This is a genomic window from Cronobacter dublinensis subsp. dublinensis LMG 23823, from assembly GCF_001277235.1.
Classification (GTDB): domain Bacteria; phylum Pseudomonadota; class Gammaproteobacteria; order Enterobacterales; family Enterobacteriaceae; genus Cronobacter; species Cronobacter dublinensis.
The window spans coordinates 2,935,328-2,957,840 of record NZ_CP012266.1 but is presented as its reverse complement, the minus strand read 5'-3'; the positions used below and the strand labels follow the sequence as shown (position 1 = coordinate 2,957,840).

Annotated in this window: 23 protein-coding genes; 13 read left to right on the top strand and 10 right to left on the bottom strand. The window is 59.4% G+C overall.

Going from position 1 to position 22,513, the window contains the following annotated elements; translation table 11 throughout:
• The first annotated feature begins 155 nt into the window (after positions 1 to 155).
• The 3 genes from mglB to mglC all read left to right on the top strand — a co-directional run bounded on the left by mglB (position 156) and on the right by mglC (position 3,784).
• Positions 156 to 1,151: a galactose/glucose ABC transporter substrate-binding protein MglB gene (gene mglB, locus AFK67_RS13535; protein WP_007675902.1), complete on the top strand. Its 996-nt coding sequence runs from the start codon at positions 156 to 158 to the stop codon at positions 1,149 to 1,151.
• 86 nt (positions 1,152 to 1,237) lie between these two features.
• Positions 1,238 to 2,758: a galactose/methyl galactoside ABC transporter ATP-binding protein MglA gene (mglA, locus tag AFK67_RS13530; RefSeq protein WP_007723351.1), complete on the top strand. Its 1,521-nt coding sequence runs from the start codon at positions 1,238 to 1,240 to the stop codon at positions 2,756 to 2,758.
• A 15-nt stretch (positions 2,759 to 2,773) separates the two neighbouring features.
• On the top strand, positions 2,774 to 3,784 hold the full coding sequence (mglC, locus tag AFK67_RS13525; protein WP_007723353.1) for a galactose/methyl galactoside ABC transporter permease MglC: 1,011 nt from the start codon (positions 2,774 to 2,776) through the stop codon (positions 3,782 to 3,784).
• Between the two features lie 256 nt (positions 3,785 to 4,040).
• Here mglC and sanA read toward each other — a convergent pair whose 3' ends face one another.
• The 4 genes from sanA to AFK67_RS13505 all read right to left on the bottom strand — a co-directional run bounded on the left by sanA (position 4,041) and on the right by AFK67_RS13505 (position 6,985).
• Positions 4,041 to 4,754 carry an outer membrane permeability protein SanA gene (gene sanA / locus AFK67_RS13520; protein ID WP_007675908.1) on the bottom strand — a complete coding sequence of 238 codons (714 nt, stop codon included), beginning with the start codon at positions 4,752 to 4,754 and terminating at the stop codon, positions 4,041 to 4,043.
• A 124-nt stretch (positions 4,755 to 4,878) separates the two neighbouring features.
• A complete protein-coding gene (cdd, locus tag AFK67_RS13515) occupies positions 4,879 to 5,763 on the bottom strand; it encodes a cytidine deaminase (protein ID WP_007723355.1) in 885 nt (294 codons plus the stop codon).
• A 128-nt stretch (positions 5,764 to 5,891) separates the two neighbouring features.
• A complete protein-coding gene (locus AFK67_RS13510) occupies positions 5,892 to 6,587 on the bottom strand; it encodes a CidB/LrgB family autolysis modulator (RefSeq protein ID WP_038870643.1) in 696 nt (231 codons plus the stop codon).
• On the bottom strand, positions 6,584 to 6,985 hold the full coding sequence (locus AFK67_RS13505) for a CidA/LrgA family protein (RefSeq protein WP_007723357.1): 402 nt from the start codon (positions 6,983 to 6,985) through the stop codon (positions 6,584 to 6,586). Before AFK67_RS13505 ends, AFK67_RS13510 begins: the two co-directional genes overlap by 4 nt.
• 191 nt (positions 6,986 to 7,176) lie before the next feature.
• On the opposite strand from AFK67_RS13505, the gene dusC reads away from it, so the two are divergent.
• Entirely contained in the window at positions 7,177 to 8,109 is a 933-nt protein-coding gene (dusC, locus tag AFK67_RS13500; RefSeq protein ID WP_007723358.1) for a tRNA dihydrouridine(16) synthase DusC, read from the top strand.
• Here dusC and AFK67_RS13495 read toward each other — a convergent pair.
• Positions 8,096 to 9,034 (bottom strand): LysR family transcriptional regulator, encoded by a 939-nt coding sequence (locus AFK67_RS13495; RefSeq protein ID WP_032967305.1) that lies wholly within the window; start codon positions 9,032 to 9,034, stop codon positions 8,096 to 8,098. The genes dusC and AFK67_RS13495 overlap by 14 nt on opposite strands.
• Before the next feature lie 75 nt (positions 9,035 to 9,109).
• Here AFK67_RS13495 and AFK67_RS13490 point away from each other — a divergent pair, with 75 nt between their 5' ends.
• Entirely contained in the window at positions 9,110 to 10,060 is a 951-nt protein-coding gene (locus tag AFK67_RS13490; RefSeq protein WP_007723364.1) for an MBL fold metallo-hydrolase, read from the top strand.
• Between the two features lie 36 nt (positions 10,061 to 10,096).
• Here AFK67_RS13490 and yohP read toward each other — a convergent pair whose 3' ends face one another.
• Positions 10,097 to 10,180, bottom strand: coding sequence for a small membrane protein YohP (gene yohP / locus AFK67_RS22075; protein WP_000691708.1), 84 nt, complete (start codon positions 10,178 to 10,180; stop codon positions 10,097 to 10,099).
• A 174-nt stretch (positions 10,181 to 10,354) separates the two neighbouring features.
• On the opposite strand from yohP, the gene AFK67_RS13485 reads away from it, so the two are divergent.
• Complete coding sequence (locus tag AFK67_RS13485; protein ID WP_007723367.1) at positions 10,355 to 11,131, top strand: SDR family oxidoreductase; 777 nt, start codon at positions 10,355 to 10,357, stop codon at positions 11,129 to 11,131.
• Here the strand turns inward: AFK67_RS13485 and AFK67_RS13480 are convergent.
• A complete protein-coding gene (locus tag AFK67_RS13480) occupies positions 11,128 to 11,694 on the bottom strand; it encodes a DedA family protein (RefSeq protein ID WP_007723370.1) in 567 nt (188 codons plus the stop codon). The two genes, AFK67_RS13485 and AFK67_RS13480, sit on opposite strands and share 4 nt — an antisense overlap.
• 183 nt (positions 11,695 to 11,877) lie before the next feature.
• Between AFK67_RS13480 and AFK67_RS13475 the strand changes: the two genes are divergently transcribed.
• Positions 11,878 to 12,465, top strand: a complete 588-nt coding sequence (locus tag AFK67_RS13475; RefSeq protein WP_007723373.1) for a Yip1 family protein — start codon at positions 11,878 to 11,880, stop codon at positions 12,463 to 12,465.
• Between the two features lie 171 nt (positions 12,466 to 12,636).
• Positions 12,637 to 13,569, top strand: a complete 933-nt coding sequence (gene pbpG / locus AFK67_RS13470; protein WP_007723377.1) for a D-alanyl-D-alanine endopeptidase — start codon at positions 12,637 to 12,639, stop codon at positions 13,567 to 13,569.
• Between the two features lies 1 nt (position 13,570).
• Here the strand turns inward: pbpG and AFK67_RS13465 are convergent, their stop codons facing one another.
• On the bottom strand, positions 13,571 to 14,125 hold the full coding sequence (locus AFK67_RS13465) for a GNAT family N-acetyltransferase (RefSeq protein WP_007723379.1): 555 nt from the start codon (positions 14,123 to 14,125) through the stop codon (positions 13,571 to 13,573).
• A 92-nt stretch (positions 14,126 to 14,217) separates the two neighbouring features.
• Positions 14,218 to 15,969, bottom strand: a complete 1,752-nt coding sequence (gene dld, locus AFK67_RS13460; protein WP_007723381.1) for a D-lactate dehydrogenase — start codon at positions 15,967 to 15,969, stop codon at positions 14,218 to 14,220.
• Between the two features lie 194 nt (positions 15,970 to 16,163).
• Here dld and bglX point away from each other — a divergent pair, with 194 nt between their 5' ends.
• The 5 genes from bglX to AFK67_RS13435 all read left to right on the top strand — a co-directional run bounded on the left by bglX (position 16,164) and on the right by AFK67_RS13435 (position 22,371).
• A complete protein-coding gene (gene bglX / locus AFK67_RS13455; RefSeq protein ID WP_032967298.1) occupies positions 16,164 to 18,461 on the top strand; it encodes a beta-glucosidase BglX in 2,298 nt (765 codons plus the stop codon).
• A 156-nt stretch (positions 18,462 to 18,617) separates the two neighbouring features.
• Entirely contained in the window at positions 18,618 to 19,526 is a 909-nt protein-coding gene (osmF, locus tag AFK67_RS13450; protein WP_007723386.1) for a glycine betaine ABC transporter substrate-binding protein OsmF, read from the top strand.
• Between the two features lie 29 nt (positions 19,527 to 19,555).
• Positions 19,556 to 20,713 carry an ABC transporter permease gene (locus tag AFK67_RS13445; protein ID WP_007723388.1) on the top strand — a complete coding sequence of 386 codons (1,158 nt, stop codon included), beginning with the start codon at positions 19,556 to 19,558 and terminating at the stop codon, positions 20,711 to 20,713.
• Positions 20,706 to 21,647 carry an ABC transporter ATP-binding protein gene (locus AFK67_RS13440; RefSeq protein WP_007723390.1) on the top strand — a complete coding sequence of 314 codons (942 nt, stop codon included), beginning with the start codon at positions 20,706 to 20,708 and terminating at the stop codon, positions 21,645 to 21,647. Before AFK67_RS13445 ends, AFK67_RS13440 begins: the two co-directional genes overlap by 8 nt.
• Positions 21,640 to 22,371, top strand: a complete 732-nt coding sequence (locus tag AFK67_RS13435) for an ABC transporter permease (RefSeq protein WP_007723392.1) — start codon at positions 21,640 to 21,642, stop codon at positions 22,369 to 22,371. Before AFK67_RS13440 ends, AFK67_RS13435 begins: the two co-directional genes overlap by 8 nt.
• Here the strand turns inward: AFK67_RS13435 and AFK67_RS22600 are convergent.
• On the bottom strand, positions 22,349 to 22,459 hold the full coding sequence (locus AFK67_RS22600; protein WP_032967300.1) for a protein YohO: 111 nt from the start codon (positions 22,457 to 22,459) through the stop codon (positions 22,349 to 22,351). The genes AFK67_RS13435 and AFK67_RS22600 overlap by 23 nt on opposite strands.
• Between the last annotated feature and the right edge of the window lie 54 nt (positions 22,460 to 22,513).

Here is a 22,513-nt window from a genome sequence, read left to right as displayed (position 1 = left end):
CTGCCGGCCCGGAGCCACAAAAAAGCGTTACTGGAGCGTTACCGAGCAAGGAAGAGTTTTTTATTAGTGAACTTCGGCATTCAGTAAGGCTTTTCTCTTACCGTCCTGCCGCCCGTTTTTCACGATAGCTACCCTGCATAAAAACCGGAGATACCATGAATAAGAAGGTGTTGACCCTCTCTGCCGTTATGTCCTGCATGCTTTTTGGCACTGCTGCTCAGGCGGCCGACCGTATTGGCGTAACCATTTATAAATACGACGACAACTTTATGTCCGTCGTGCGCAAGGCGATTGAAAAAGAGGCTTCTGCGTCGTCTGACGTTCAGCTGCTGATGAACGACTCCCAGAACGACCAGTCCAAGCAGAACGATCAGATTGACGTGCTGCTGGCGAAAGGCGTCAAATCTCTGGCGATCAACCTGGTTGACCCGGCTGCCGCAGGCACCGTTATCGAAAAAGCGCGCGGTCAGAACATCCCTATCGTGTTCTTCAACAAAGAGCCGTCTCGCAAAGCGCTGGACAGCTATGACAAAGCCTATTATGTGGGCACCGATTCCAAAGAATCCGGCATTATCCAGGGCGACCTGATTGCCAAACACTGGAAAGCCAACGCCAACTGGGATCTCAACAAAGACGGTCAGATCCAGTATGTGCTGCTGAAAGGCGAACCGGGCCATCCGGATGCCGAAGCGCGCACCACTTACGTTATCAAAGAGCTGAATGATAAGGGCATCAAAACCCAGCAGCTGCAGCTCGATACCGCCATGTGGGACACCGCTCAGGCGAAAGACAAAATGGACGCCTGGCTCTCTGGGCCTAACGCCAACAAAATCGAAGTGGTTATCGCCAACAACGACGCTATGGCGATGGGCGCGGTAGAAGCGCTGAAAGCGCATAACAAATCCTCTGTGCCGGTCTTCGGCGTGGATGCGCTGCCAGAAGCGCTGGCGCTGGTGAAATCCGGGGCGCTGGCTGGTACCGTGCTGAACGATGCCAACAATCAGGCGAAAGCCACGTTTGATCTCGCCAAAAACCTGGCGGCAGGTAAAGGCGCGGCAGACGGCACCAACTGGAAAATCGAAAATAAAGTGGTGCGCATTCCTTACGTCGGCGTTGATAAAGACAACCTGGCGGAAATCACCGGTAAATAATAATTGCGAAGTTCTTACGGGGCGCGTTTTGCGCCCCTGTTAAGCCGTGCCATGCTCAGACAACACTCTCGCAGCCAGGTATAAATATGGTCAGCAATAATACGCAGTCGCCAGGCGAATACTTGTTGGAAATGACGAATATCAACAAGAGCTTTCCGGGCGTTAAGGCACTCGATAATGTGAATTTAAAAGTTCGTCCTCATTCTATTCATGCTCTGATGGGCGAGAATGGCGCGGGCAAATCCACATTATTAAAATGTCTTTTCGGGATCTACCAGAAAGATTCCGGCAGTATTCTCTTCCAGGGGAAAGAAATAGATTTCCATTCTGCCAAAGAAGCGCTTGAGAATGGAATTTCAATGGTCCATCAGGAATTAAACCTGGTCTTACAGCGCTCTGTAATGGACAACATGTGGCTTGGCCGTTATCCGACCAAAGGCATGTTTGTCGACCAGGAAAAAATGTTTCTTGATACCAAAGCGATTTTCGACGAGCTGGATATTGATATCGATCCGAAAGCTCGCGTGGGTACGCTTTCCGTATCGCAGATGCAGATGATTGAGATAGCCAAAGCGTTCTCCTATGACGCCAAAATCGTCATCATGGATGAACCGACGTCTTCTCTGACAGAAAAAGAAGTTAATCATCTCTTTAAGATTATTCGCAAGCTGAAAGAGCGCGGCTGCGGTATCGTTTATATTTCCCACAAAATGGAAGAGATCTTCCAGCTGTGCGATGAGATTACCATCCTGCGCGACGGCCAGTGGATCGCCACCCAGCCGCTCGACGGGCTGGATATGGATAAGATCATCGCCATGATGGTGGGCCGTTCGCTTAACCAGCGCTTCCCGGACCGTGAAAACAAGCCCGGCGAAGTGATCCTTGAAGTGCGCAACCTGACCTCGCTGCGCCAGCCGTCTATCCGCGACGTTTCCTTTGATTTGCATAAAGGGGAGATTCTTGGGATTGCAGGCCTGGTGGGCGCCAAACGCACTGATATTGTGGAAACACTCTTTGGTATCCGCGAAAAGTCTGGCGGTACCATTACTCTGCACGGCAAAAAGATTAATAACCATACCGCGAATGAAGCGATTAATAACGGCTTCGCGCTGGTGACCGAGGAGCGCCGCTCAACGGGGATTTACGCTTATCTGGATATCGGCTTCAACTCCCTGATTTCCAATATTCGCAACTACAAAAGCAAAATCGGCTTGCTGGATAACTCCCGCATGAAAAGCGATACCCAGTGGGTTATTGACTCGATGCGCGTTAAAACGCCGGGCCATCGTACCCAGATTGGATCGCTGTCCGGCGGTAACCAGCAGAAAGTTATCATCGGGCGCTGGCTGTTGACCCAGCCGGAAATATTAATGCTCGATGAGCCGACTCGCGGGATTGACGTGGGCGCGAAATTTGAAATCTATCAGCTCATTGCCGAGCTTGCGAAAAAGGGCAAGGGGATCATTATTATCTCCTCCGAAATGCCTGAGCTGTTAGGGATAACTGACCGTATTCTGGTAATGAGCAATGGCCTCGTCTCCGGAATTGTTGACACCAAAACGACGACGCAAAACGAAATTCTGCGTCTTGCGTCTTTGCACCTTTAATATCAGGGGCTCCTCATGAGTGCGTTAAATAAGAAGAGTTTTCTCACTTATCTGAAAGAAGGCGGTATTTACGTCGTCCTTTTAGTGTTGCTGGCCATTATTATTTTCCAGGATCCAACGTTTTTAAGTCTGCTGAACTTAAGTAACATTCTGACCCAGTCATCGGTGCGTATTATTATCGCGCTCGGCGTGGCGGGGCTGATTGTCACCCAGGGGACCGACCTTTCCGCAGGGCGCCAGGTGGGCCTCGCGGCGGTTGTCGCGGCGACACTGCTGCAATCGATGGAAAACGCCAACAAGGTGTTCCCGGAAATGGCGACCATGCCGATTCCGCTGGTGATCCTGATTGTCTGCGCCATCGGTGCCGTGATTGGCCTCGTGAACGGCATTATCATCGCGTACCTGAACGTAACGCCGTTTATCACCACGCTCGGCACGATGATTATCGTTTACGGTATCAACTCGCTCTATTACGACTTTGTGGGCGCGTCGCCGATTTCCGGCTTCGACAGCGGCTTCTCGACCTTTACGCAGGGCTTTGTGGCGCTCGGCAGCTTCAGGCTTTCATACATTACGTTCTACGCGCTGATTGCCGTGGCGTTCGTCTGGATCCTGTGGAATAAAACCCGCTTCGGTAAGAATATTTTCGCTATCGGCGGCAACCCGGAAGCGGCGAAGGTCTCCGGCGTGAACGTGGCGTTGAACCTGCTGATGATTTATGCGCTCTCCGGCGTGTTCTACGCCTTCGGCGGGATGCTGGAAGCGGGCCGTATCGGCTCTGCGACCAACAACCTGGGCTTTATGTACGAGCTGGACGCCATCGCGGCGTGCGTCGTGGGCGGGGTTTCCTTCAGTGGCGGCGTAGGTACGGTGCTGGGCGTGGTGACCGGTGTCATCATCTTCACCGTTATCAACTACGGCCTGACCTATATCGGCATTAACCCGTACTGGCAGTACATCATCAAGGGCGGGATTATCATTTTCGCCGTCGCCCTGGATTCGCTGAAATACGCGCGTAAGAAATAATCCATCTGGACGTGAAAAGCCTCCGCCTGCGGGGGCTTTTTTTATGGAGCAGGAGAGTGAGGGGGGATGGCGGGTGCGCGGCGCTTACCCGCCCTACTTTATAAATCTGCATAGATTCATAGGGGTGGGTAAGCGAAGGCCACCGTGTATACAAAAATGAGGCGGGGTTTTGTAGGGTGGGGTAAGCGAAGCGCACCCACCATGTACAAAGTGCATTCATCCTGTGTAGAACGCGCCCGTCATAACATCCTGCGGCTTACTTCTTCTTCTGCAATTCGAGCATCTGCTCCGGCGTAACGGCGGGGTAGCCCTGCGCGTCGTCGGGCACTTCATGAAGGGCGGGGATCGGCACCAGCGGGCCGAGGAAGCGCGGTTCGCGCTTGAAGATATAGAGATCGGCGAGCGCGCCTAAACGTGCGCCGAACTCGCGCACCCGTACCGACAGCATATTTTTTGGCGACGGCACGGCGTAACACTGCGCCTGAATACCCATGTGCAGCGCGATAAACAGCGCGCGCTCGCAATGGAAGCGCTGGGTAATAATGATGAAATCGTTGGTATCGAACACCCGACGCGTGCGCACGATGGAATCGAGCGTACGAAAACCAGCGTAATCAAGCACGATGTCCGCCGGATCGACGCCTGCGGCGATTAAATCTTTGCGCATCGTCATCGGCTCGTTATAGCTCTGCTGGGCATTGTCGCCGCTCAGCAGCAGATAATTCACCTTGCCGCTGTTATAGGCGTTCAGCGCGCCCTGAATGCGGTAGCGGTAATACTGGTTAATCACGCCGGTGCGGTAATATTTGGCGGTGCCGAGCACCACGCCGACCTGACGCCAGGGTAAATCCTGCAATTCGTCATAGACATAGGGCGCGGTTTTCCAGCTTATCCAGCGGTCGAGCAGCAACGCCGTTAACAGCAGTACGCCAATCAGGGCCAGCAGGCTGTATAACAAACGCTTTAACATTCAGGCGGCTCGAAGCAATAAGGAAAGAGACTCAAGGCTACTTTACCCGTCGGGCAAGAGCAAGAATCGAACGTCCGGTTGAAGCATTTTTCGTCGCTGCGGGCAGGACACCCGCAGCGGGGGATTAGGCAAGCGCGATGCGTTCAAGGGCGGCGAAGCCCAGCGCGTTGAGGGTTGCGGCGGTAGCGTCGCGCTGTACGATAGCGGCGTCGCTCCGCTCGGCGAGCACCGCGCGCTGAATGTCGCGCCAGGCGTAGCCGTTCAGGCACAGCAGGTTCAGCGCGGCCTGCAACGGCGGCAGGGACGGGTTAAATGCGGCGTTTTCCGCGTAGCTGCCGGTAAACACCGCGCCGTCCCGGGTTTCAATGGCGAGCCCGGAAGGCGACTGGCTGTAAGGCGCGTGGCTGCGGTTCGCCGCGGCGATAGCCGCCTGGGTCAGCGCGTCGCCGTGCAGCGCATAGCCGTGGTTTTCGGTATCGAAAATCAGCGTCTTGATATCCAGATCGCGCGGGCCGAACGCGTCCGGCAGGTAATCGCCCAGTTTTGACGGTGCGCGACCCGGCAGATTAATGCGCAGCGTAAGCCCGCTGTTGAGCTCATTCATAAACTGACGGCAGTGGCCGCACGGCGTGTAATTAACGGTAATGGCCGCAAGGCCGGTTTCGCCGCGCATCCACGCGTGGGTGATAGCGCTCTGTTCGGCGTGAATGGTCTGCTGCATCGCGGCGCCGCGAAATTCCATATTAGCCCCGAAATAGAGCGTGCCGCTCAGGCCGCGGGCCACGGCACCGACGTTAAAATGGGAAATATCGGTCTGCGCGCAGGCGGCGGCCAGCGGCAGGAGAGCAAAAGCCAGCGCGTCGTCATCAAGGCCGCTCTGGCGGCGAATGTCTGCGACCTGTTCGTTGTTTAACATCGCCGGAAAATGGGGGTCGGCAAGCAGCGGAGCCAGAGCGGCTTGCAGCGCAGCCGGCAGCTGTGCGAAGGCAGTTTCAAAACGTGGGTGCATGGCAAAGCCTCAAATAAGTAACCGGAACCGTAGTTTACGGCGCTCCTGAGGCTTTATATGTGATTTAACTCTCACTGGCTATGCAACAAATGAAATTTAGAATCAAAATGCGCGACGTATCGCAAGTTTTAGCGCCATAACGCCATGATCAGCGGGAACAGGAACGGCGCCAGCAGCGACGTAATAATCCCGCAAATCACCAGCGCCAGCGAACTGAACGCGCCTTCCTGGTAGTCCATCTCGGCGCAGCGCGCCGTGCCGAGGGCGTGCGAGGCGGTGCCCATTGCCAGCCCGCGCGCGGATTTGGTTTTAATACGCATCACGTTCAGCAACGCGTGGCCGAACACCGCACCCAGTATGCCGACGAAAATCACGCAGACCGCGCTGATGGCCGGAATGCCGCCGAGGCTGCCGCCGACCGCCATCGCAATCGGCGTGGTCACCGATTTCGGCAATACCGAGGCCGCTATCTCCGGGCTCGCGCCCATCAACAGTGCAATCGAGGTGCCGGTCACCATCGCCACCACGCTGCCCGCAAAGCAGATAGTAATGATGGATTTCCAGCGCGCGCGGATCTGGTGCAGCTGTTCATACAGCGGGAACGCCAGCGCCACGACGGCGGGTTGCAGTAGATCATTTAACACGCGGCTGCCCTGAAAATAGCGCTCATACGGGATGCCGGTCAGCATCAGAAAAGGGATCAGCACCACCATGCAGACCAGCAGCGGGTTTAGCAGCGGGCTTTTGAGACGCGCGGCCAGCCTGCGGGCGGCGAAAAACACCAGCAGCGTTAACGGCAGCGACCACCAGATATTCTGGATCATTTTTCACGGCTCCCTTTCTGGCCAATGACTTTGCGCTCGCCGTGCGCCAGATGCGAGCTCCAGCTCACCACCATAAACACCACCAGCGTACTGATAAAACAGGAGACCACTACCGGCCCGAACTGCGCCTGCAGCACGTCGAAATATTGCATCACACCGATACCCACCGGCACGAACAGCAGCGCCATATAGCGGATCAGCAGATGACAGGCGGGCTGCACCCATTTCGCGGGGAGGATCTGAAACGCGAGCAGCAGAAAAAGAATCAGCATGCCGATGATGCTGCCGGGAATGGTAATCGGCAGCAGCGCGGCGAGCGCGATACCTGCATAAAGGCAGGTGTAAATCAAAATAAAAGCGCGAACCAGTTGCCAGAGAGAAGTCAGCATTGTGCTCATAAGAAGTAACCTTTAACCGAACGCATTCATCATACAATTAAATCTGGAACTGTGCTACCGATCACAGATGCTTCCTCAGCATACCTAATCTTTCCGGCGGGCGCTCTTTTACACGCGGACGCCCGTGCGGCGCATTCCCTTCGCGGTGGCGAGGCGCTACCATAGCGCCTCATTTTTTAGCGGGTAGCGTTATGCGTGTGTTACTGGCGCCGATGGAAGGCGTGCTTGATTCTCTGGTGCGTGAACTGCTCACCGGAGTGAATGATTACGATCTCTGCATCACCGAGTTTCTGCGCGTGGTGGACAGCCTGCTGCCGGTGAAGTCGTTTTATAAACTCTGCCCGGAGCTTTATCACGAGAGCCGCACGCCGTCCGGTACGCGGGTGCGGGTGCAGCTGCTCGGCCAGCATCCGCAGTGGCTCGCGGAGAACGCCGCCCGCGCGGTGGCGCTCGGCTCGTGGGGCGTCGATCTGAACTGCGGCTGCCCGTCGAAGCTGGTCAACGGCAGCGGCGGCGGCGCCACGCTGTTAAAAGACCCGGATCTTATCTATCGCGGCGCGAAGGCGATGCGCGAGGCGGTGCCCGCGCATCTGCCGGTGACGGTAAAAATTCGCCTCGGCTGGGACAGCGGCGCGCGGCGCTTTGAAATTGCCGACGCCGTACAGCAGGCGGGCGCGACGGAGCTGGTGGTGCATGGGCGCACCAAAGAGGATGGTTATAAAGCGGAGCGTATCAACTGGCAGGCCATCGGCGAGATCCGCGAGCGGCTGTCGATTCCGGTTATCGCCAACGGTGAAATTTGGGATTACGCGAGCGCGCAGGCCTGCCTGGCGGCGACGGGCTGCGAATCGATCATGATTGGCCGCGGCGCGCTCAACGTGCCGAATTTAAGCCGGGTCATCAAATATAACGAGCCGCGTATGCCGTGGCCCGACGTCGTTAAGCTGCTGCAAAAATATACGCAGCTGGAGAAGCAGGGCGACACGGGCATGTATCACGTGGCGCGCATCAAGCAGTGGCTCGGCTATCTGCGTAAAGAGTACGTCGAGGCGACGGAACTCTTTAGCGAGATCCGCGCGCTGACCACCTCAGCAGCTATCGCGCAGGCTATCAACCGCCACTGATTGTCTCGCCGCCCGCAAGCAGCGAGCGGATAAACCCGCGCAGCCACATCAGCGCCGGATCGCTGTTATGGCGCTGATGCCAGTGCAGCGCCACCTCGAACGGCGGCACGTCCAGCGGCACCGGGCTCGCGGCAAGCCCCCACGCCGTCTGCCACGGGTCGCACAGGCCCGCGGGCACGGTAGCAAGCGCGGGCATTTGCAGCAAAAGCCCCGGCAGGCCCGCAAAGTGCGGCGTGGTGTAACAGACGTTGCGCCGCTCGCCCTGACGTGCCAGCAGGGTGTCGATAAGACTGCTGGTCGCTTCCCGGTATGTCACCATCAGATGCGGTTCACGCACGTAATCGGCAAGCGTCAGCGGCGTGTTAAGCGTAAGCTGCGACGGGTGCCAGAGCGTGACGAAAGGCATGCTGACCAGTACGTCGCGCTCCAGCCAGCGCGGCCCGGCCGGCGCCACGCTTATCGCCATATCCAGCTCGCCCTCCTCCAGACGCCGCGCGTCGCTGAAAGGCGAACTCGCCACCACGCTCAGACGCAGCCCCGGCGCGGCATCGCGCAGTGCCGGGATCAGCTGCGGCATCAGCCACATCTCCACCCAGTCGGTCATGCCAAGCGTAATGGTGGCGCTGGCCTGCTGCGGATGAAAATCGGCCTGCTGGAACAGCGCCGACTGCAGCTGCTCCAGCAGCGGCATCAGCTCGGCATGCAGGGCGACCGCGCGCGCCGTCGGCTGCATCCGGTGGCCGCTGCGGATAAACAGCGGGTCGTCGAACATATCGCGCAGGCGCGAGAGCGCGCCGCTCACGGCGGGCTGCCCGAGGTGCAGTTTATCGGCCGCCATCGACACGCTCTGCTCGCGAAACAGCACGGCGAAGGCGATGAGCAGGTTAAGGTCGATTTTGCGGAAATCGTTTTCTTTGATAGTCATCATGGCTCCAATCAATTGGAGTGATAGTAGTGCCTCGCCGATACTTCAGCAAGACCAATCACTGGGAGACACACCATGAAAACGACGGCTGCGCTGCTGGCGCTCTTTACGCTCACCTTCACGGCGCACGTTGGCGCTGCGCCGATTACCCCCGCCCAGGCGCCGGGCTATTACCGCATGATGCTTGGCGACTGGCAGATAACGGCGATCTCTGACGGCACCGTGACTATCCCGGCAGATAAGCTCTTGACCCGCATCGCGCCTGACGCGCTTAACGCGCGACTGGCCGACGACGCGCTGACCCCGCAGGTCGAAACCTCAATTAACACCTATGTCATCAACACCGGCGACAGGCTGATCCTCGTGGATACCGGCGCAGGCCCGCTGATGGGCGATGCGGGCGGTCATCTGCCGGAAAACCTGCGCGCCGCGGGTATCGATCCTGCGAACATTAACACGGTCTTATTAACGCACATCCACGGCGACCACTCCGGCGGCGTGCAGCGCGACGGCAAACCCGTTTTCCCGAACGCCACCGTGCGGGTGGATCAGCGCGATGTCGATTTATGGCTCAATCCCGCCCGAAAAAACGAGGTGGAAGAGAGCCAGCGGCACACCTTTGCGGAATCCGAGCGCTCGCTGCGCCCGGTCATTGCGGCGGGCAAACTCAGCACGTTCCGCGCGCCGGTGCAGATTATGCCTGGCATCGAGGCGCTGCCCGCGCCCGGTCACACGCCTGGCAGCGTCATCTACAAAGTGAGCCGCGGTGGCGAAACGCTGCTGCTGTGGGGCGATATTATCCATGTGAAAGCGGTGCAGATGCCGCAACCGCAGGTGGCGATACATTTCGACGTCAACCAGGATGGCGCGGTGGCAATGAGAGAGAAAACCCTGAAAATGGCGGCGCAGAGCAACGCCTGGGTGGGGGCTGCGCATATCGCGTTTCCGGGGATCGGTAAGATAAAAGCGCAGGGAGACGGGTATCGCTGGGTGCCGGTCAACTACAGCAGCCACGGCGGGCGTTAACAGAAGGGGCGCCGCGGACAGGCGGCGCCCGGTACATCAGAAGATCATCTTAAACACGCCCGTGACCACCAATAGCCCAATCAGAAAAATAATCAGTACCGCCCACAGAATGATTTTCATCACTTACTCCTTATTGTCTTTGCGGGATCTCATTGATCCATGAAGGTAATTATCAGTATAGAAGCTCCTGCAAAGGCGGCAGAAAAAAGTGCGCATAGCGCGCCACCCCGCGCGGGGGCTGAATTTTCAGGCGTCGCTATACTTAACGCTTTACCGCAAACACCCGGAGGCACCATGAGTTCTGTAAACAAAGTGGCGATCGTCACCGCGTCAGATTCTGGCATCGGCAAGAAGTGTGCGATTTTCCTGGCAAAGCAGGGTTTTGATATCGGCATCACCTGGCATAAAGATGACGAGGGCGCGAAAGCGACGGCGCGGGAAGTGGAAAGCCTCGGACGGCGCGCCGAGCTTATCCAGCTAAACCTCAGCAACCTGCCGGAAGGCGCGAACGCCATTCAGGAGCTGATTGACCGTTTCGGGCGCATCGACGCGCTGGTCAACAACGCGGGCGCGATGATCAAAGCGCCGTTTCTGGAGATGACGTTCGACGAATGGCGCAGCATTCAGACGGTGGATGTCGACGGCGCGTTTCTTTGCTCGCAGATTGCCGCGAAGGCGATGGTAAAGCAGGGGCAGGGCGGACGCATCGTCAATATCACCTCTGTGCATGAGCACACGCCGCTGCCGGAGGCGAGCGCGTACACCGCCGCCAAACATGCGCTGGGCGGGTTAACCAAATCGATGGCGCTGGAACTGGTGGAACATAACATCCTGGTGAACGCCGTGGCGCCGGGGGCGATTGCCACGCCGATGAACGACATGAAAGAGGGCGACGCTAAGCCCGGCTCCATGCCGAATATTCCGCTGGCGCGCCCTGGCGAAACCGAAGAGATAGCCAGCATCGTCGCGTGGCTCTGCTCCGAGGGCGCGACCTACACCACCGGCCAGTCGTTTATCATCGACGGCGGCTTTACGCTCGTGAATCCGCAGTTTAAAGCGCAGGCGTCTTAATCCTCTCTGCTGCTGCGCTTATGCCACAGCCAGCGCAGCAGCAGCACAATCCCCACCGCCAGCGCCACCCAAATCAGATGCTTAAGATGGTGATCGAGGCGATGCAGCCAGGGTTCGATCACCTCTCCACCCAGATACCCCAGCGTGGTAAACAGGCTCGCCCACACCAGCGCGCCGAGAATATTGAGCGGCAGGAAAAGCTTCGGCGGAATGTGGCTTGCGCCAATGAGCAGCGGCCCGATGATGCGAAAGCCATACATAAAGCGCGTGCCAATCACAAACCACGCCGGATGGCGCTGGATAAGCTTTTGCGCGCGCGTAATTTGCTTCTGCTTGCGGGAAAAACGTCCCAGGGCGCGAGTGCCGAAGTGGCGGCCTGCGAGATAAAGCAACTGGTCGCCAATCATGCCGCCGAGCGCCACGACCAGCACCACCAGCCCAAAATGCAGCAGCCCCTGATGGGCCGCCACGCCGCCCAGCAGGGTCACCGTTTCGCCCTCCGCCAGGCTGCCGAAAAAGAGTGTCAGATAACCGTACTGCTCAATCAGGTTATTGATATCCATAAATCTAAAATGCTCCCGTTGTATTGCCTGCGTTCGCGCCGCGCGCGAAACCAAAAGTATAACGCGCTCGTCACGCCTTGCAGGGTGAACCCTCCGCGCGTTTTTGTGCTGTTTACTTTTTAATCTGTGGCGCTGAATTATACTTAAAGCACCCGTTCCGGGCGGTCTGTGTCAGGGGGCGTTATGAACCATGTCTGGGGGCTTCTTGCCCATCCCTTTCAGGAAATGCAGGTGATTCGCCGCGAAAACGAAACCGTGTCGCATCACTATACTCACCACGTGCTCATCATGGCGGCCATTCCCGTGCTGTGCGCGTTCATTGGCACCACCCAGATTGGCTGGGATTTCGGCGACGGTAATGTGGTCCGACTGTCGCTGTTTACCGGCTTTTATCTGGCAGTGCTGTTCTATGCGCTGATGCTGGTGGGCGTCGCCATTATGGGCCGCGTCATCTGGTGGATGGCGCGCGACTTCCCGCATCGCCCGTCGCTCGCGAGCTGTATGGTCTTTGCGGGCTATGTGGCGACGCCGCTTTTTTTAAGCGGTATCGTGGCGCTCTATCCGCTGGTGTGGCTCTGCGGGCTGGTGGGTACGCTGGCGCTGCTCTACACCGGGTATCTGCTCTATGTGGGCATTCCGGCGTTTCTCAGTATCGATCAGGAAGAGAGCCTGCGGTTTTCCGGCTCAACGCTCGCCATCGGCGTGCTGCTGCTGGAGGTGCTGCTGGCGCTGACCGTGCTGCTCTGGGGCTACGGTTATCGCCTGTTCTGACCGACACCTTGCCGCCGGCGTAAAAACCGGCGGCGCTGCGGCGCGCGCTGAATCTTCTGTAGCGAGAAACGCGAAGGCCGGAGTATCATGCCCGCGCCAGCCATCAATAGCTTTTTTCGTTGGTGGCGGTGCGTTTGATTACGCGCGTGAATTATTTTCCGAACTTTCGCCATGTCGACAAAAATTCGTCTTTCCCTGTTAAGTCTTGCGCTGCTGCTGGCCGCGCCGCTTTCCACGCCCGCGCTCGCCGCCGCCAAAGCCGCCGCGCCGCTGGTCTCCGCCGCCGAGCCGCAAATCGCCTCGGGCAGCGCCATGATAGTCGATCTGCGTACCAATGAAGTGCTGTTCTCAAGCCACCCGGATCTGGTGCGCCCGATTGCGTCCATTACCAAAGTGATGACGGCAATGGTCGTGCTCGACGCCAGCCTGCCGCTTGATGAAGTGTTGACCGTGGATATCAGCCATACGCCGGAGATGAAAGGGATCTATTCGCGGGTGCGCTTAAACAGCCAGATCAGCCGTAAGAATATGCTGCTGCTGGCGCTGATGTCGTCGGAAAACCGCGCGGCGGCGAGCCTTGCGCATCATTATCCGGGCGGCTACGACGCGTTTATCCGCGCCATGAACGCCAAAGCCAAAGCGCTCGGCATGCGTAACACGCATTTTGTGGAGCCGACGGGGCTGTCCATCCAGAACGTCTCTACCGCGCGCGATCTCACCAAACTTCTGATCGCCACCAAACAGTATCCGCTGATTGGCCAGCTCAGCACCACGCGCGAGGAGATGGCGACATTCGCCAACCCGGCGTACACGCTGCCGTTTCGCAACACCAACCACCTGGTCTATCGCGACAACTGGAATATTCAGCTGACCAAAACCGGCTTCACCAACGCGGCGGGACATTGCCTTATGATGCGCACGCTCATTAACAACCGCCCGGTGTCGCTGGTGGTGATGGACGCCTTCGGCAAGTACACGCATTTTGCCGACGCCAGCCGTCTGCGTACCTGGCTTGAAACCGGCAAGGCGCAACCGGTGCCTGAGGCCGCGCTCAGCTATAAGCGTCAGAAAGCAGCGCAGATGGCGAACAACAGCGCCGAATAAGTTATTCCGGCAGCGTCCAGTCTCCCTGATTGAGCGGACGCTGCATAATCAGCGTGTCGCGCCAGCCGCCGAACTTAAACCCGACGCTGCGCAGATTCCCCACTACTTCAAACCCCAGCAGCCGGTGCAGCCGCGTCGAGCCGCGATTATTCTCGCCATCGCCTATCACCGCCATCATCTGCCGCCACGGGCCTTGCTCGCAGCGCTCGATCAGCGCCTGCAACAGACGGCTGCCGATGCCGCGACCGGTCACGCTGGCGTCGATGTAAATGGATTCTTCGAGGGTATAACGATACGCGGGGCGCGGACGCCAGGGCGAGGCGTAACTGTAGCCAACCACGATGCCGTCGAGTTCCGCCACCAGCCACGGCAGGCCCTGATCCGTCACGGCGGTGACGCGCGCGGTCATCTCCGCGAGGGTGGGGGGCGTTTCTTCAAATGAGGCGCGGCCGTGTTCGACGTGCCAGCCGTAAATCGCGCGGATGGCCTCGATATCCCCCGGCGTGACGTCCCGAATCGCGGCTTTCGACGCCGTGAGATGTTCCACAACAGCCATACCTGTATCCTCTGAAAGCACACCGCCGGAGGGCTCCGGCGGTGTGGCGGATATATTATGCCTGTGCTTAAAAAGAATACAGCCTGCCAGAATCAGCGGGAGGCGCTGTCCGTCGGCGTTTGTGCGATCCCGGCAGGCTCGCCCCAGTATTTCTGCTTCGGCGTTTTGCCGATGCCGGGGTTCATGCTGTTGGTCGGGTCGTTGGCCTTATAAAATTGTTTTAAGCTCTCCGGCGCTTCATAGAGATGGCCGACGTTATGTTCCGCCGGGTATTGCGCGCCGCGCGCCCGCAGCAGCGCCAGCATCTCTTCTTTCAGCGCGTGGACGTCCACCCCCTTCTTGACGATGTAATCCTGATGGAAAACGTGACAGAAGAAGTGGCCGTAATAGAGCTTATGCACCAGTTTGCTGTCGATTTCCGGTGGCAGATGCTCGAACCACTCGGTGTCGTTGCGCCGCAGGGCGATGTCGAGCGCCAGAATATCCTCGACCTCATCGGCATGCACCGCGTGGTAGCGCACCGCCGCGCCCGCCGCCGCAAAGCGATGCAGAAACGCTTTGCTGCCTTCTTCCGCCGTACAGGCGAAGAAATCGCCCTCGGCGTCTTTAAAGAACGCGGTCAGCCAGCTGCGCGCCTCTTCGATGCCGTCCCCCGCCATTTTCAGCAGCAGGTGATGCTCATATTTATCGCGCCAGCTTTTCATGCGCGGCGGCAGGTGGCCGGGGAACAGTCCGCCCAGTTTTTGCATCACGCGGTCGGTAAAGTGCGGTTTGATAAACGGCACTTTCTCAAGCCAGGCGTCGGTGCGGCCTTTGGTGGTGAAGAAGAACGGCATTTTGTCGGTGCCGAGCTTGTTGATCATCAGGAAGGTGTCTTTCCCGTAGCGCTCGGCGATGTCGTAGATGTCGCGGTGCATATATTCGCCCGCGACCGGCAGACTCTGGAAGTTCGCGAGAATATGGCGGCGAATCTGGGTCAGCACGTCGGGCTGATTGGTGCCGATATAAAACACTTCCTGGCGCTTTTCCGCCTCGAAGGTATCAAGACGCACGGCGAACACGGCAAGCTTACCGGCGCAGCCGGAGGCCTCGAACAGCCGCTCCGGGTTGGCGTTGTAGCGCGCCGGGCTGTCAGCCTCGATATCGCGCACGCGCTCGATGTAGTGGCGGTCAGACGCCTGGCGCTCGTCGTGGCGCACCGCAGCGGGGTCGATACGGTCATCATCCAGGCGGCCCAGGATCTGCTCCGGCGTCTGGCCCAGATCGATGCCGAGATGGTTGACGAGGCGCAGCCGTCCGGTTTCATCAATCTGCGCAAACAGAGCCATTTCGGTATAGGCGGGGCCGCGATGCACCAGCGCGCCGCCGGAGTTATTGCAGATGCCGCCCATCACCGACGCGCCGATGCACGAGGAGCCAATCACCGAGTGCGGCTCGCGCCCGAGCGGCTTTAACGCGCGCTCCAGCTGCCAGAGCGTGGTGCCGGGGTAAGCCAGGATCTGCTCGCCCTTACCCAGCAGATGCAGCTTATCGAGGCGCAGCGTGCTGATAATAATAATGTCGCGATCGTAGTCGTTGCCGTTCGGCGTCGACCCTTCGGTCAGGCCGGTATTGGCCGCCTGCATCAGAATAATTTTGTCGGCGGCGACGCAAACTTCCAGAACGCGCCATAATTCCAGCAGCGTACCGGGAAAAATAACGGCCAGCGCCTCGCCCTGGCCTGAGCGAAAGCCTTTGCGGTAGCGGGCGGTTTTGGCCGGATCGGTGAGAAGATGGCTGGCGCCGGTAATGCGGGTCAGCTCCGCGATAACCTGCTGGTTATCGGAGGTTGGTGTCAGGATCATGTTCCACTCCTTGTGGCAGAGAAAACGCACGTCTCTAAGCATAGCCGCGAATTTCGCGACGAGTCCGAAAAGGTTGAAAAATCAGCGGATAAACTTGCGTTTGGCTTCTTCCCTGCTAAGGCTTATGGCACACTGCACACCTTATATCTTTGTGGCGGCAACGTTGCGGCTGCGTCTGAAAGAGAGTTAATCCTATGAAATGGCTTTGTTCTGTGGGTATGGCCGTGAGCCTTGCGCTGCAACCGGCCCTGGCGTCTGAACAGTTCGGCGATCATCCGTTGACGCCCGAAGCGCGGGATGCGTTCGTCACCGATTTACTCAAAAAAATGACGGTCGATGAGAAGATAGGCCAGCTGCGCCTCATTAGCGTAGGGCCGGATAACCCGAAAGAAGCGATTCGGGACATGATCAAAGAAGGTCAGGTCGGCGCAATTTTCAACACCGTGACCCGCCCGGATATCCGTACGATGCAGGATCAGGTGATGCAGTTAAGCCGCCTGAAAATCCCGCTGTTCTTCGCCTACGACGTGCTGCACGGCCAGCGCACTATTTTCCCGAACAGCCTGGGGCTGGCGTCCTCCTTTAACCTCGACGCGGTGAAAACGGTAGGCCGCATATCGGCCTATGAAGCCGCCGACGACGGTCTGAACATGACCTGGGCGCCGATGGTGGACGTGACGCGCGACCCGCGCTGGGGCCGCGGCTCTGAAGGGTTCGGCGAGGACACCTATCTCACCAGCATGATGGGCAAAACCATGGTGGAATCGATGCAGGGCAAGAGCCCGGCGGACCGCTATTCGGTGATGACCAGCGTGAAACACTTCGCCGCCTACGGCGCGGTGGAAGGCGGTAAAGAGTACAACACCGTCGATATGAGCTCCCAGCGCCTGTTCAACGACTACATGCCGCCGTACAAAGAGGCGCTCGACGCGGGCAGCGGCGGGGTGATGATTGCGCTCAACTCCCTGAACGGTACGCCAGCGGCATCCGATGGCTGGCTGCTAAAAGATCTGCTGCGCGACGACTGGGGCTTTAAAGGCATCACCATCTCCGACCACGGCGCGATTAAAGAGCTGATTAAACACGGCACGGCGTCCGGCCCGGAAGACGCGGTACGCGTGGCTATCAAATCCGGCGTCGATATGAGCATGGCGGACGAGTATTACAGCAAATACCTGCCGGATCTTATCAAGAGCGGCAAAGTGACGATGGCCGAGCTCGACGACGCCACCCGTCACGTGTTGAACGTTAAATACGACATGGGGCTGTTTAACGATCCCTACAGCCATCTGGGCCCGAAAGAATCTGACCCTAAAGACACCAACGCCGAAAGTCGTCTGCACCGCGACGACGCACGCCGCGTGGCGCGTGAAAGCCTGGTGCTGCTGAAAAACCGCCTGGAGACGCTGCCGCTGAAAAAATCCGGCACCATCGCGGTGGTCGGGCCGCTTGCTGACAGCAAGCGCGACATGATGGGCAGCTGGTCTGCCGCGGGCGTGGCCGATCAGGCCGTGACGCTGCTGCAGGGCATGAAAAACGTCGCTGGCGATAAGGCGAAAATTCTCTACGCCAAAGGCGCGAACGTCACCGATGACAAAGGCATTGTCGACTTCCTGAACCTCTATGAGCCTGCCGTCGTCGTGGATAAACGCACGCCGAAGGAAATGATCGACGAGGCGGTGAACGTCGCGAAGCAGTCTGATGTGGTTGTGGCGGTGGTCGGCGAAGCCCAGGGCATGGCGCATGAGGCATCCAGCCGTACCGATCTGACCATTCCGCAAAGCCAGCGTGACCTGATTAGCGCGCTGAAAGCGACCGGCAAACCGCTGGTGCTGGTGCTGATGAACGGTCGCCCGCTGGCGCTGGTGAAAGAAGATCAGCAGGCCGACGCGATGCTGGAAACCTGGTTTGCCGGGACCGAAGGCGGTAACGCCATCGCCGACGTGCTGTTTGGCGACTACAACCCGTCGGGCAAACTGCCGATTTCTTTCCCGCGCTCGGTTGGCCAGATCCCGGTTTACTACAGTCATCTCAACACAGGCCGTCCGTACAACCCGGAAAAACCGAACAAATACACCTCGCGCTACTTCGACGAAGCCAACGGCCCGCTGTATCCGTTTGGCTATGGCCTGAGCTACACCACGTTCAGCGTTTCCGACGTGAAGCTCTCCGCGCCGACCCTGAAACGTGACGGCAAAGTGACCGCCAGCGTGACGGTGACCAATACCGGCAAACGCGAAGGCGCAACGGCGGTGCAGATGTATCTCCAGGACGTCACGGCGTCCATGAGCCGTCCGGTGAAACAGCTGCGCGGCTTTGAGAAAGTGACGCTCAAGCCTGGCGAAAGCCAGACCGTCAGCTTCCCGATTGACGTCGACGCACTGAAATTCTGGAATCAGCGCATGAAATATGACGCCGAGCCCGGCAAGTTCAACGTCTTTATCGGGCTCGACTCGGTACGCGTGAAGCAGGGCGAATTCGAACTGCTGTAAGCCGCTGTTAATCGTCAGAGGGCCGGGAAACCGGCCCTTTTTTATGGCGTTTTACTTCCAAAAAATGCCATTTCCTCTCTTTTCCCTCCGCCCGTAACATTTATCAACTACGCTTTTCTCTTAAGCCCTTAGCGAAGCGGATAAAAGAGGAAAATCATGACGCTGAAACAGTGGAGCGCGGCAGGTCTGTTGCTGCTGGCAGCAGGCGCGCAGGCGGCCGAGCCGGTGAAGGTTGGCTCAAAAATCGATACTGAAGGCGCGCTGCTCGGCAACATCATTTTGCAGGTGCTGGAAAGCCACGGCGTGAAAACGGTCAATAAAGTACAGCTTGGCACCACGCCGGTGGTGCGCGGGGCCATTACCTCCGGCGAGCTGGATATCTACCCGGAATACACCGGCAACGGCGCGTTCTTCTTCAAACAGGAGAACGATCCGGCCTGGAAAAACGCGCAGCAGGGCTACGAGAAAGTGAAAAAGCTCGATGCCGAACAGAACAAGCTGGTCTGGCTGACGCCTGCGGCGGCGAACAACACCTGGACTATCGCGGTGCGTCAGGATCTGGCGCAGAAAAACAAACTCACCTCGCTTGCCGATCTGAGCCGTTTCCTGAAAGAAGGCGGCACGTTTAAGCTTGCGGCCTCGGCGGAGTTTATCGAGCGCGCCGACGCGCTGCCGGCGTTTGAAAAAGCGTACGACTTCAAACTCAACCAGAACCAGCTGCTGTCGCTGGCGGGCGGCGATACCGCCGTGACCATCAAAGCGGCGGCCCAGCAGACGTCGGGCGTTAACGCGGCGATGGCCTATGGCACCGACGGCCCGGTCGCGGCGCTCGGCCTGCAAACGCTCACCGACCCGAAAGGCGTTCAGCCGGTCTACGCGCCAGCGCCCGTGGTGCGCGAGGCGGTCCTGAAGGCGTACCCGGAGATGCCGCAGTGGTTTGAGCCGGTGTTTAAAGCGCTGGATGAGAAAACGCTGCAGACGCTGAATGGCCAGATTGCGGTCGAAGGGCTTGATGCCGGGAAAGTGGCGTCGCAGTGGCTGAAAGAAAAAGGACTGGTGAAATAGCGCTCCGGCGTTCGCCTGCAGGAACCGTTTTGTCGATAAGATGCCATAACCGGGTGCTGTTGCTGCTGGCGGCGCTGTTTGCCGCCGCCGCGCTGTTGCCCTTTTTAAATCACGCGCCGAACCGCCTGGTCTCCGGCGCGCCGCTCGGCCTTGCTGAGCTCTTCCCCGCCGTCGCGCCCGTGCTCCGGGCGCTGCCGCTGCTGCTTTGTCTGCTCGCCTTCGTTCCCGGAAAACCGGGGGCGTGGCTTGTGCTGCTTAGCGCGCAGGCGCTGTTTATCGCGCTGCTCTATACCACGGGCGCTGAGGCGGCGCAGCTGGCGCAGACGGGCAGCCGCCTTGCGCGCACCTCGCCCGGCAGCGGGCTGTGGCTGATGCTGGCGGTCGCGCTCCTTGCCGCGAGCGACGCCATCGGCAGGCTGACGCGTAAGCCGCTCTGGCGCTGGCTGTTGCAGGCGCAAATCTGGATAGCGCCGCTGTGGCTGCTGATGAGCGGGCATTTCGACGCGCTGTCGCTGCTCAAAGAATATGCCAACCGCCAGACGGTGTTTGATGACGCCGCCGCGCGCCATCTGATGCTGCTGTTCGGCACGCTGTCGGCGGCGCTCGCGATGGGGCTGCCGCTCGGGATCCTCTGCCATCGCCGTCCTCGCTGGCAGCCGGGCCTGTTCGCCGCGCTCAATATTATTCAGACGGTGCCGTCGGTGGCGCTGTTCGGCCTGCTGATGGCCCCGCTCGCCGGGCTGGCGCGGGAATTCCCGGCGCTTGGCGCGATGGGCGTTTCCGGGACTGGCGTTGCGCCCGCGCTGATTGCGCTCACGCTCTACGCGCTGCTGCCGCTCGTGCGCGGCGTGGTGGCCGGGCTCGGCGAGGTGCCCGCGCCGGTGCTGGAGAGCGCGAAAGGGATGGGCATGACCGCGGCTCAGCGCTTCTGGCACGTCGAGACGCCGCTCGCGATGCCAGTGTGGCTCAAGAGCCTGCGGGTGGTGGCGGTGCAGACGGTAGGCATGACGGTGGTCGCCGCGCTTATCGGCGCGGGCGGTTTTGGCGCGCTGGTGTTTCAGGGCTTGCTCAGCAGCGCGCTCGATCTGGTGCTGCTTGGCGTTATCCCCGTTGTGGCGCTGGCGGTGGTGCTGGACGCGCTGTTTACCTTGGTTATCGGGGCGCTGGAGGCGAAACGAGATGATTGAATTTCAGCAGGTCAGTAAATTTTATGACGGCAATGCGGCGGTCAGGGATATCAGCCTGACGTTCGCGGAGGGCGCGTTTTCGGTGCTGATCGGCACCTCTGGCTCCGGTAAGTCCACCACGCTTAAAATGATTAACCGACTGGTGGAGCACGACGCGGGGGAGATCCGCTTCGCTGGCGAGGAGATCCGCCGCTTTTCGCCCGAGGCGCTGCGCAGGCGCATGGGTTATGCCATTCAGTCGGTCGGGCTGTTTCCGCACTGGACGGTGGCGCAGAATATCGCCACCGTGCCGCAGCTGCTCAAGTGGCCGAAGGCGCGCATTCAGGCGCGGGTCGATGAGCTTTTAACGCTGCTGGGGCTTACGCCAGAGGCGTTTCGCGACCGTTACCCGCACCAGCTTTCCGGCGGGCAGCAGCAGCGCGTCGGCGTAGCGCGGGCGCTGGCGGCCGACCCGGAAGTACTGCTGATGGACGAGCCCTTCGGCGCGCTCGACCCGGTGACCCGTACCGCGCTGCAGCAGGAGATGCGCCGCATTCATCAGCTGCTCGGACGCACTATTGTGCTGGTGACGCACGACATCGACGAAGCGCTCGGCCTCGCGCAGCATCTGGTGCTGATGGATAACGGCGAGGTGGTGCAGCAGGGCACGCCGCTCTCGCTCCTGACCGCGCCGCGCAACGATTTCGTGCGCGATTTCTTCGGGCGCAGCGAGCTTGGCGTGCGGCTGTTGTCGCTCAAACAGGTGGCGGATTTTATCGAGCCGGGCGCGGGGCAAGGCGAGCCGGTGGCGGAAACCTTAACGCTTCGCGAGGCGATGTCGCTGTTTGTCGAGCGCCAGTGCGAGGCGCTGTCGGTGGTGGACGCCCAGGGTGCGCACCGCGGCGTGCTGCGCTTTCGTCATCTGGTTAATCAGCGGGAGGCGCAGGGTGAGTAGACTGCGCGATCCGCTGCTGTGGCTGACGCTTGCGTTTATCGCGCTGCTGCTGGCGATGCCGCACAGCGAAGGACTGTTCCACTGGCTGTTTCCGGGGCTGTCGCGCCCGGTGTATCTACAGGAGAGCTTTGTGGCGCTGGCGCTCTCGCATCTGGGGCTGGTGGCGGTCTCCGGCGCAGTGTCGGTCGCCTGCGGCGTTGCGGTGGGGATCGCGGTGACGCGCCCGTGGGGACACGAGTTTCGCGCGCTCGCGCAGACGCTCGCCGCCGCCGGACAGACCTTTCCGCCGGTAGCAGTGCTGGCGATTGCCGTGCCGGTGATGGGCTTCGGGCGCGAACCCGCGATTGTCGCGCTGATCCTCTACGGCCTGCTGCCGGTGTTGCAGGGGACGCTCGCAGGGCTCAGTGCCGTGCCGGAGGAGGTGAAAGAAGTGGCGCGCGGCGTCGGTATGAGCCGCGGGCAGATCTTACGCAAGGTGGAGTTGCCGCTGGCTTTCGGGGTGATGCTCGCCGGGATACGGACCTCGGTGATTATTAATATCGGCACCGCGACGATTGCCTCAACCGTCGGGGCCAGCACGCTCGGCACCCCGATTATCATTGGCCTGAGCGGCTTTAATACGGCCTATGTGATTCAGGGTGCGGTGCTGGTGGCGCTGGCGGCGATTCTGGTAGACAGACTCTTCGAGCGCCTGGCGCGGGTTATGAACCGGAATGCAGGATAACGGTGTAGCCTGCGAGCATTACGCCGCCGATGCCGCCGATGGCCATCAGGACCATGCCGGTAATGAGGCTGATTCGGACTAATTTCATGCTGTGCTCCTTATGTTAACCGCGTAATTATACGGTGAAGCATGGCGGTTAATG